The sequence below is a fragment of the Exiguobacterium sp. S22-S28 genome, from assembly GCF_043359615.1.
GTDB lineage: Bacteria > Bacillota > Bacilli > Exiguobacteriales > Exiguobacteriaceae > Exiguobacterium_A.
The window spans coordinates 68308-77288 of record NZ_JBHFFC010000018.1 but is presented as its reverse complement, the minus strand read 5'-3'; the positions used below and the strand labels follow the sequence as shown (position 1 = coordinate 77288).

The following is an 8981-nucleotide window of genomic DNA, read 5'->3' as shown; positions in this document are numbered from 1 at the left end:
TCTCCTGTTTTTATTTTGATGATGAAGCTAGGGATACTTCTTCGATTTGAAGGCATGTCTCGCCGTCAAATACTAAACGGTAGACGGCTGGCATCGCTAAATGCGACCAAAAGGAGTAATCTTATGCCGGATCAAAATGTTGCATCAACAACACCATGATATTCCCGTGCGTCCCGACGACAACTGTCTCATTTGTGTGTTTCCTTACCAACTGCCGTGCACCTGCAACAACACGGTGCTGTGCAGTGTTGTTTGATTCTCCACCGTATGGATTTTTGTCGGGGTAGTTCCAGACGTACTCGACAGCTTGCTGGAAATCATCCAATTGACCGGGAGCCAGTACTCGTTCCTGAAATACTTCCGCTTCCTGGATGGGCAGTCCATAGTGTTCCGCTATCGGTTGAACGGTTTCGATTGCCCGTCGGTACGGACTCGCATAGATGTAATCCGGCGTGATTTCTTGAAAAAACAAACGCAATTGTTCGGCGTCAGCCGTGCCCCGCTCGGATAAGGGTCGTGCTTTTTCGTCCGGTGAATAGGTTGAATGAGCATGCCTTACTAAATAGATGGTTGTCATGGTGTCTCCCTTCTCAATTCTCAGTTGTTGCTTCGAGCAATCGATAACCCACTCCACGAACCGTCTCTAAATGAACATCGATTGGAAACCCGGCACGCCGTAATTTTTCGCGCAGGTGGCGGATATGTGAATCGATGGTTCGTGGTTCGATTGATTGATCATCTCCCCACAGTGAGAGGACGAGCTGCTCCCTCGATAAAATACGATTCTTAGAGGCGAGCAATTTCCCTAACAGTTGAAATTCCGTTTTGGTCAGGAGAATTTTTTGCTGGTTGAATTCACAACGGTACGCAGCAGCATCATAAGACAGTCCATGAAATGTCTCTTCTTCCTGTTTGATTCGACCAATCAATAATTCAATCCGCGCCAGTAGTTCTCCTTCATGGATCGGTTTTGCGACATAGTCATCTGCCCCTACTTCATGACCTCGTAAAATGTCCTCTTTTTGATTACGTGCCGTCACCATGATGATTGGAAAATCAGCAATCTGTCGGATTTTTTGGCATAATGTCCAGCCATCCATTTCAGGCATCATGACATCCAACAAGGCCAAGTCGATGGGGACGCTTCGAACCAGCTTTAGCGCTTTTTGGGCTGAATCGACCAAATGACAGGTATGTCCATAAGGTGTCAGATATAACTTCATCAATTGAAGCATCCGTGGCTCATCATCTACGATTAATATTCGTGCCATTTTTTTCACGCCTTCCATTGAACTGTGACGCATGTCCCGGCATGCCATTCGCTTTTTATGTCGAGTGTTGCATCATGCGCTTGGACGATTGCTGTCGCAATCGTTAACCCGAGACCCGATCCACCGTGACTTCTGGAGCGTGATGGTTCACTCCGGTACAAGCGTTTTTTCACATGTGGCAATGCCTCTGCCGAAATTCCAATTCCCGTGTCCCGTACCAGAAAATATGCTCCAGCGGAATTTCTTCCGTACTCTACTTCAATTTGACCGACTTCCGTGTATTTCCGTGCGTTATCCAGCAAATTTAACAGGACTTGACCAAGCCGGATTTCGTCCCCCATCACAGTTACAGGATGACCTGACACCACAAAACGCAGTCCCTTTTCTTCAATCGTCGGTCGCATTTTGTCGGCAATGGATAAAATCACCTCGTTAAGTGCAAGCGGCAAACGATCTACCGAAAATTGATTTTCGTCCAGACGAGCCAGTAACATCAATTGTTCGATCAGTTGGCTGAGATGATCACTTTCTTCCTTGATAATCGACAGATACATCGTTTTTTCAGAGTCGGGCAAATCGGGACGACTCAAGATATCAGCGTACCCTTTGACATACGTCAGTGGCGTTCGCAATTCATGCGAGATGTGTGCTAAAAATTCTGTGCGTTCACGGTTTACATAGTCGAGATCTTTTGCCAGTTGGGTAATCGATCGCGCCAATGCACCCAGTTCATCTGAACGCTCAATCGGTAAATCCACTTCCAGGTTTCCGTCCCTCAACTTTGCGGTCGCTCGTTCCATGTTAATCAGCGGTTTCGAGATTAAACGTGTACAGAGCGCTACAGTGACCAGTGATAGCAGGACCGCGATGATTCCTACCTGAATGAACTGTTGCTGCAATGGTTTGACGACTTGTTGAATCAAATCCTCAGGAGCAAACATAAAAACATGCCCGCGATGACTGCCCGCAATGGTGATCGGACTATCCGTCATCAAAAAGTTTCCATGCTCCATTGGCGTCTGTAGCACTAAATCCTTTCGTTGATCTTAAAATTCAGTATGCGTCAATTCTGTTTTCATTTCTTCCGTTAAACGATTGGAAGATTTCAGGATTTTTCCCTTTTGATCGGTCACGACGACAGTAAATTCAGAAGCAGATTCCATTAAACTGACATGATCAATTGTTTGTTGATCAAATGATTTCTCCAAAACGTCTCGATGCGTATTTCCGCGATTCAATAATCCGGACAACACTTCATCGGTACGTTGATTCACAAGATTTAAATACAACGTACTAAAAAGAATACTCCCTATCAGAAAGAGCGCTGTTAAAAACAGCAGACCGATGTAATGAGAAATATGCCGCATGTTCCCCCTCCTTATCTTCCCTCTGCTAAGTATAAGGATTTTTGATTCGAAAATGTGTGTCAAGACACAGGAACCACAAATCGTCACGCTTTCTGCACGGTTTTTGCACACGCAACGGGTATAGTCGTAATGTAATCAGATTCATACAGGAGGTAGACACATGAAGAAACAACTGTTTGTTACAACACTGGCTCTCACTGCCGTTTTAAGTCTTGGCGCTTGTGGAACCGACTCTGATTCCTCCGGTTCGCATGACATGCATGACGCCGATAAAAGCAGCTCACATGATGGAATGATGCATTCAAGTGACGGAAAAGTTCCAGAAGGAATCAAACAAGCTGAAAATCCGAAGTTCGAGGATAACAGTAAAGTTATTCTTGCTTCTGATCATATGCAAGGGATGGATGGTGCGAAAGGAACGGTCGTCGACGCCTTTGACACAACGGTTTATGCGATCAGTTATACGCCGACGACCGGTGGGGAAAAAGTCACCAATCACAAATGGATCATCCAGGAAGAACTTAACCCCGTCCCTGCTTCGACTTTAAGTAAGGGAGACGACGTGACACTTGCCGCTGATCATATGAAAGGAATGGACGGTGCTGAAGCCACGATTGACAGTGCTGAACAGACGACGGTCTATATGGTTGATTTTAAACCGACGTCGGGTGGGAAAACCGTTAAGAATCATAAATGGGTCACAGAGGATGAACTTCAGGCAGATAATTAAAAAAAGCCCGCTCATCAAAGGATGAACGGGCTTTTTGGTATGATTCTGACTGGGCTCGAACCAGCGACCTCTACCCTGTCAAGGTAGCGCTCTCCCAGCTGAGCTACAGAATCATGATGCAGTACGTTATGTACTTGCTAGGACATGTATTAATATAGCAAGAAACTAACAATCTGACAAGTACTTTTCTAAAAAAATATGAAAAATAAAAAATGAATGGAACTGAACTTCTGACTTGAGCCAGTCCCTTCATTTCAACTTATAGGATTGTCGTGACCTGATTGATCGGCAGACGAAGGGCCGGACGTTTCTTCGCATCTTCCACCGCTTTCCCCACAGCAATCAGCATAACAGGGACGAAACGTTCTTCTGTAATAAACGTTTCTGTAAAGAGTTGATGATTAAATCCACCCATTGCGAGTGTTGACAGTCCTTTTGCTTCAGCAACCAACATAAGTTGCATCGCTGCAAGACTGGCATTTGACATGGCTGCATCTCTCGCATAAGCCTCGCTTTGATAAGCACCTTCCACTTGACCTTTGATCGAGTCGAATAGTTCTTCTGTCATACCTCCTGTTTCTACGGCTGGACCATACACAGGATTGTAGTTTCGGTTTGCCTGTAAATCTCCTAATACGGCAATGACGACTGAAGAAGAACTGATAGCAGGCTGATTGTAAGCAATCGGCGCAAGACGTTGCTTTGCGTCTTCCGAATGGAAAGCAAGGAAATGCCAATGTTGCAGATTCCAGGCACTCGGTGCAGCTGTCGTTAATTCAATCAACTCTTTTACTTCTTCTTGCGAAAGCTTGAATGTCTCATCGTAATGACGAACCGACCGACGTTCTGTCAAAAGTGATAGTGTGTCAGATACTGTTTGATTCATAATAATCCCCCTCTAAATACATCTGTTTACTTTGTTATCGTATCATCCTCTACGCTACCTGTCATATGACAAGACTCATTAAAAATCTACTGTTATAAAACAGTAATTGACACAACTCTTCTGTACTAGTACAATAAAATAAATTCAGTATTACTCGCTGGCCCATTCATACATCAAGAGGAGGAATAAAATCATGGAACAACCCCTTTACCAAGAAACGTCTCCAGAGTTTTACCGTCAACTTCCGGTCAAAACTTGCTCCCACTGTGGAAAAGAAATGGACGAACAATGTGAATCGTATAAAACAGAATGTGATGAGTGTTCTGTTACAGAACACTGATCACAAGTTCGAAAGAAGAAGTCTCCGATAACGGATAGACTTCTTTTTTTAGTTAAAAAAAGTATTTTTTTCTATTTTATAAAACTTTTTTTGAATTACAGGGTCTTGAGTCATCTTTTTGTAATATTTTTGTTACAAACGAAACAGACAAAATGTTACATTTAACTCATAAGATTTTCCGCAAAGGAGCTCAGACATCAATGGATTCATACAACTCGGGTAATCCAATCGGACTTGGTCCAAGACAACGAAAACCAAAACGAAAGTATTTCGCTAAGCTTTTTATCATGATGGCTTTAATTCTTCTTCCGCTTGGTGGTTATATCGTGTATCAGTATCTTACTTCGACACAACAAGCTAGTGTAAAATCCGTCCAGTCTTTGCGGAAAATCCCGACTCCGAACTTGGACAAGGCACGCGTTGAAAAATGGAACGGGATTACTAAAAAAGTAGCTTATCTGACATTTGAAGATGGACCGACCGCATTGACACCGGACATCTTGAAATCGTTACGCGAGCAAGATGTTAAAGCGACATTCTTCGTGATCGGAAGTAACATCAATGAGCAACCGGATGTCGTCCGCTTGATGGCAAAGGATGGACATTACATCGGACCACACAGCGAAACACATGATTACGACACCTTGTATAAGGAAAAGCAATATGTTCCCGAGATGCTTCGGGTTCAGAAGCAAATCAAACAACTGACGAATCATACCCCTTTGTTGACACGTCCTCCTTATGGATCAACACCCGGCATTACCAAGTCAATTGCAAAAGAAATTGAACAGGCTGAACTTCGAATTTGGGATTGGTCGATTGATTCAATGGACTGGTACTACAAAGATAGTGCCAAGGAAGTCGCGAAAACCGTCATCCGCCGTGCGGAAGATCCGGTCGAAATCATCCTGTTACATGAACAACCCCAAACATTGCGGGCATTACCTGCGATTGTTGCCGGATTAAAGAAAAAAGGATATCAATTCTCCATCTATGATGAAGATTTTCATATCCCTTATAATTTCGCAAAATTCTCTCATTTATAAGGAGTTACTTTCATGATCAAAAAACGGATGATTCTCACTAGTTGTTTGACCTGTCTCGGTCTCTTGATCCTCAGTGCCTGCTCGAGTGATCCCGCCTCCTCGATGTACGATCAGTTGGAAGAACAAGCGAAGTCCGAACAAAAAGCAGCCGTCGTCGCGGAGCAACGGACGCGCCAAGACGAAATTTCCGTCAATACGTATCAAGCAGTCCTCGAAGCTGGAGCCGATGACATTAACCGGGCGCAAAATGAACGGGATGAATTAACCGCTTTGAACGAAGACCGTGTCAAATTGTTAAAACAAGAAAAAATAATTCGTACCCGTGCTTTTGATGAGTTAGATCTCCCGAAATTAGCAAGTACGTTATCTTCATTACCTGCTGCTTCCAAAAAAGACGGGACCGCTCTTCTCGATGTCTTCAAAGAGCGCGAGAAAGCATTTGATACATTTTTGAAACGTTACGCAGCGACGATCGCTTCAGAAAAGAAAGTGCTTTCTTACTTGACCGAAAAACCAAACTTCGTTAAGATTGACGAAGCGACAGCTGATTTAAACCGAACGTCTCGCCAAGCGACTGAGGCATTAAAGAAGTTTAATCAATTGACCGTCCGATACAATGAACTAAAGCCATCTTTTTACGAAAAAGCTGGACTCAATATTAAATAACTCACACAGGTTGCAACCAAACCCTGTCCAAAAAACCTGGACAAGGCCCCGTTGCAACCTTTTTTGTGCGTTCTAAAACATGGAGGGAACTGTATGAACCGTTCAAAAGCAACACTTTTCGTCTTAATCGGCGCCATTAGTTACGGCGTCTTATCCACTATTGTCAAGCTCGCTTACGGGGCAGGATTTAACTCGGCAGCCGTTTCCGGCAGTCAATTCTTTTTTGGTTGGCTGATGATTTTCATCTTAGCTCTGCTGTCGAAAAATATTCGCCTCCATCCTAAAACGGCTGTTACTTTGATGGCTATCGGGATTTCCAGCGGAACGACCGGTTACTTGTATTATCAAAGCTTGCAAACCGTTTCCGCTTCAGTCGCAATCATTCTCCTGTTCCAGTTTACATGGATCGGCGTTGTGATTGATTCAATTCTTGCAAGACGCCTGCCGTCACGTTCTCACTTCTTATCTGCTATTCTATTGATCGGCGGTGCCATTTTAGCCAGTGCGGCATATTCCAGTGCCCTCGACCTTCGGGGAACGTTGTTCGGACTCGGAGCAGCTGTCAGTTTTTCAATTTTCTTACTTGCAAGCGGTCGAGTCGCAAACCATGTCCCGGTCATCAAAAAGAGTTTTTATATGATGACGGGCGGTCTGCTTTTCGTCATGATCATGTACCCACCGACGACATTTTTAACAGTTGCAAATTTTGAACAAGGATTGATTTGGTATGCGTTGCCGCTTGGTCTGTTTGCTCTGATTCTACCTCCGCTCTTGTTCGCAGCAGGTGCTCCTCACCTCAGTCCTGCCAGTGTCTCGTTGCTTGGCGCAGCGGAACTGCCGACAGCGGTTATCTGTTCGGTCCTTATTTTAGGAGAACATCTGGCTGCTTCACAGTGGATTGGTATCATCATTATCCTCATCGGTATTTTCTATCCGATTTATGTCAGTAGCCTAAAACAATCGGATGCCTCTGTTCAACAAAACGACCTTTCCTGATCATTCAGGAAAGGCCGTTTGTTTTTTATCATTATTTTTGACGTTTCATCGCATCAGCGACAAATTCTACATCCGTACCAATGATGATCTGGACATTTTTTGCCCCCATCTTCATCACACCCTTTGCACCAGCAGCTTTAATGGCTGCTTCGTCGATAATACTGGCGTCTTTCACTTGCAGACGAAGACGTGTCGCACAGTTATCGATCGACGTTACATTATCCGTTCCTTGCAATCCGGCAAAAATCCGGGCTGCTTGTTGTTCGTACTTATCATCCGAAACGTCTGCTACAAGTCCGGCGTCTGTGACGAGCGTCTCATCTTCACGACCCGGTGTTTTCAGATCAAACTTCGTGATCATGAAGTAGAACAGGAAGTAGTAGATGACCGCGAACGCGAGACCGACCAGAAGTAACAATAACGGTTTCGTTGCGATTCCGAAGTTCAGGACGTAGTCAATGAATCCAGCCGAGAATGAGAACCCGTGCAGAATTCCGAGTAAATTGACGACAGCCATTGAAACACCTGTTAAAACCGCATGAATGACGTAGAGAACAGGTGACAAGAACATGAATGAAAACTCGATCGGCTCTGTGATTCCCGTTAAGAACGACGTTAATCCCAAACCAATCATTGCCCCTGCGACTGCTTTCCGGTTCTCTTTGCGGGCAGCCATGACCATTGCTGCTGCCGCTGCCGGCAATGCAAACATCATGATCGGGAAAAATCCGGCTTGGTAGATTCCAGCTGTAGGATCGCCTGCGAAGAAGCGGGCAATATCCCCGTTTGCAATTGTTCCGTCTGCTTTCTCATACGAACCAAAGACGAACCAGAAAATATTATTTAAGACATGGTGCAGACCAACAGGAATCAATAGACGGTTGAAGAAACCAAACAGTGCGGCTCCACCTGCTCCAAGACTGACCATCCACTCTCCGGCATTGTTAATACCGTCTTCAATGAACGGCCATAAGTAACCGAAGATAAACGCCAAGACCAACATCGCTGCTGATGTGACGATTGGAACGAAACGACGTCCACCGAAGAACGCCAACCAATCTGGCAATTTAATATTGTAGAAACGGTTGTATAACAATCCGGCGACGATACCGGCAATGATTCCGCCGAAAACCGCCATGTTGACCATCGAGCCTAACGCTGCCTGATTGGCGATGGACGTCAAGGTGGCGCCGTCGACCTTCGTCGAGGAATCATTGACAATGGCGGCAATGGCATCATACTTTGCCTGAATCTGGGCACTCGAATAATCTTTATTCATCGAGTCAACACCCGTCTTAAGTACCAAGTACCCGACGGCCCCGGCTAAACCGGCGGCTCCACTTGCATCAATGGATAAACCAATCGCGACCCCGATCGCGAAAATCAGCGGCAGATTATCGAAAATTGCTCCACCTGCTGCGACCATCAGAGGAACATCCAACATGTCAGCTGATCCAAGTCGAAGGACAATTCCTGCGGCTGGTAAAACGGCGATCGGTAACATCAAGGCTTTACCGATTCGTTGAAGAAACTGCAACATACACTTCATCCTTTCTCAAATAAAACAAATAATGGCGTGACAATGAAAACGCTTTAACACTTATTATTATTCCACATGAACGTCCAAATGACTAGACCTTTATACATATTTTTTTCATAAAAAAAATCCCTTAGCAAAA

The 8981-nt window shown here is 44.7% G+C and carries 11 protein-coding genes and 1 tRNA gene; 5 read left to right on the top strand and 7 right to left on the bottom strand.

Translation table 11 applies throughout. The features are described from left to right. Positions 1-121: 121 nt before the first annotated feature. From ACHA8N_RS05160 to ACHA8N_RS05145, 4 genes are read right to left on the bottom strand one after another with little or no spacing between them, the layout of a single operon-like run. Entirely contained in the window at positions 122-577 is a 456-nt protein-coding gene (locus tag ACHA8N_RS05160) for a histidine phosphatase family protein (RefSeq protein WP_393964952.1), read from the bottom strand. 13 nt (positions 578-590) lie between these two features. After that, complete coding sequence (locus tag ACHA8N_RS05155; protein WP_393964951.1) at positions 591-1271, bottom strand: response regulator transcription factor; 681 nt, start codon at positions 1269-1271, stop codon at positions 591-593. Between the two features lie 5 nt (positions 1272-1276). Further along, on the bottom strand, positions 1277-2284 hold the full coding sequence (locus ACHA8N_RS05150; RefSeq protein ID WP_393964950.1) for a sensor histidine kinase: 1008 nt from the start codon (positions 2282-2284) through the stop codon (positions 1277-1279). Positions 2285-2317: 33 nt separating this feature from the next. Continuing rightward, positions 2318-2638 carry a hypothetical protein gene (locus ACHA8N_RS05145; RefSeq protein ID WP_393964949.1) on the bottom strand — a complete coding sequence of 107 codons (321 nt, stop codon included), beginning with the start codon at positions 2636-2638 and terminating at the stop codon, positions 2318-2320. Positions 2639-2798: 160 nt separating this feature from the next. Here ACHA8N_RS05145 and ACHA8N_RS05140 point away from each other — a divergent pair, with 160 nt between their 5' ends. Then, the gene (locus ACHA8N_RS05140) at positions 2799-3368 is read left to right on the top strand and encodes a YdhK family protein (protein ID WP_393964948.1); all 570 of its coding nucleotides are present in this window, start codon (positions 2799-2801) and stop codon (positions 3366-3368) included. Between the two features lie 40 nt (positions 3369-3408). Here ACHA8N_RS05140 and ACHA8N_RS05135 read toward each other — a convergent pair. Continuing rightward, a tRNA-Val gene (locus tag ACHA8N_RS05135) sits at positions 3409-3481 on the bottom strand. Between the two features lie 146 nt (positions 3482-3627). Next, positions 3628-4254 carry a nitroreductase family protein gene (locus tag ACHA8N_RS05130; RefSeq protein ID WP_147512276.1) on the bottom strand — a complete coding sequence of 209 codons (627 nt, stop codon included), beginning with the start codon at positions 4252-4254 and terminating at the stop codon, positions 3628-3630. A 193-nt stretch (positions 4255-4447) separates the two neighbouring features. Here ACHA8N_RS05130 and yhfH point away from each other — a divergent pair, with 193 nt between their 5' ends. The 4 genes from yhfH to ACHA8N_RS05110 all read left to right on the top strand — a co-directional run bounded on the left by yhfH (position 4448) and on the right by ACHA8N_RS05110 (position 7302). Further along, positions 4448-4594 (top strand): protein YhfH, encoded by a 147-nt coding sequence (gene yhfH, locus ACHA8N_RS05125; protein WP_393964947.1) that lies wholly within the window; start codon positions 4448-4450, stop codon positions 4592-4594. 200 nt (positions 4595-4794) lie between these two features. Beyond that, positions 4795-5640: a polysaccharide deacetylase family protein gene (locus tag ACHA8N_RS05120; RefSeq protein ID WP_147512277.1), complete on the top strand. Its 846-nt coding sequence runs from the start codon at positions 4795-4797 to the stop codon at positions 5638-5640. 12 nt (positions 5641-5652) lie between these two features. After that, entirely contained in the window at positions 5653-6306 is a 654-nt protein-coding gene (locus ACHA8N_RS05115; RefSeq protein ID WP_393964946.1) for a YkyA family protein, read from the top strand. A 93-nt stretch (positions 6307-6399) separates the two neighbouring features. After that, positions 6400-7302, top strand: coding sequence for an EamA family transporter (locus tag ACHA8N_RS05110; RefSeq protein WP_147512279.1), 903 nt, complete (start codon positions 6400-6402; stop codon positions 7300-7302). A 31-nt stretch (positions 7303-7333) separates the two neighbouring features. Here the strand turns inward: ACHA8N_RS05110 and nagE are convergent, their stop codons facing one another. Then, positions 7334-8842, bottom strand: coding sequence for an N-acetylglucosamine-specific PTS transporter subunit IIBC (gene nagE, locus ACHA8N_RS05105; protein ID WP_393964945.1), 1509 nt, complete (start codon positions 8840-8842; stop codon positions 7334-7336). Between the last annotated feature and the right edge of the window lie 139 nt (positions 8843-8981).

Coding starts and splice junctions, on each gene's coding strand:
- ACHA8N_RS05140 (WP_393964948.1), top strand. CDS start 2,799: ATGAAGAAACAACTGTTTGTTACAACACTGGCTCTCACTGCCGTTTTA.
- ACHA8N_RS05160 (WP_393964952.1), bottom strand. CDS start 577: ATGACAACCATCTATTTAGTAAGGCATGCTCATTCAACCTATTCACCG.
- ACHA8N_RS05155 (WP_393964951.1), bottom strand. CDS start 1,271: ATGGCACGAATATTAATCGTAGATGATGAGCCACGGATGCTTCAATTG.
- ACHA8N_RS05120 (WP_147512277.1), top strand. CDS start 4,795: ATGGATTCATACAACTCGGGTAATCCAATCGGACTTGGTCCAAGACAA.
- ACHA8N_RS05115 (WP_393964946.1), top strand. CDS start 5,653: ATGATCAAAAAACGGATGATTCTCACTAGTTGTTTGACCTGTCTCGGT.
- nagE (WP_393964945.1), bottom strand. CDS start 8,842: ATGTTGCAGTTTCTTCAACGAATCGGTAAAGCCTTGATGTTACCGATC.
- ACHA8N_RS05150 (WP_393964950.1), bottom strand. CDS start 2,284: ATGGAGCATGGAAACTTTTTGATGACGGATAGTCCGATCACCATTGCG.
- ACHA8N_RS05110 (WP_147512279.1), top strand. CDS start 6,400: ATGAACCGTTCAAAAGCAACACTTTTCGTCTTAATCGGCGCCATTAGT.
- ACHA8N_RS05130 (WP_147512276.1), bottom strand. CDS start 4,254: ATGAATCAAACAGTATCTGACACACTATCACTTTTGACAGAACGTCGG.
- yhfH (WP_393964947.1), top strand. CDS start 4,448: ATGGAACAACCCCTTTACCAAGAAACGTCTCCAGAGTTTTACCGTCAA.
- ACHA8N_RS05145 (WP_393964949.1), bottom strand. CDS start 2,638: ATGCGGCATATTTCTCATTACATCGGTCTGCTGTTTTTAACAGCGCTC.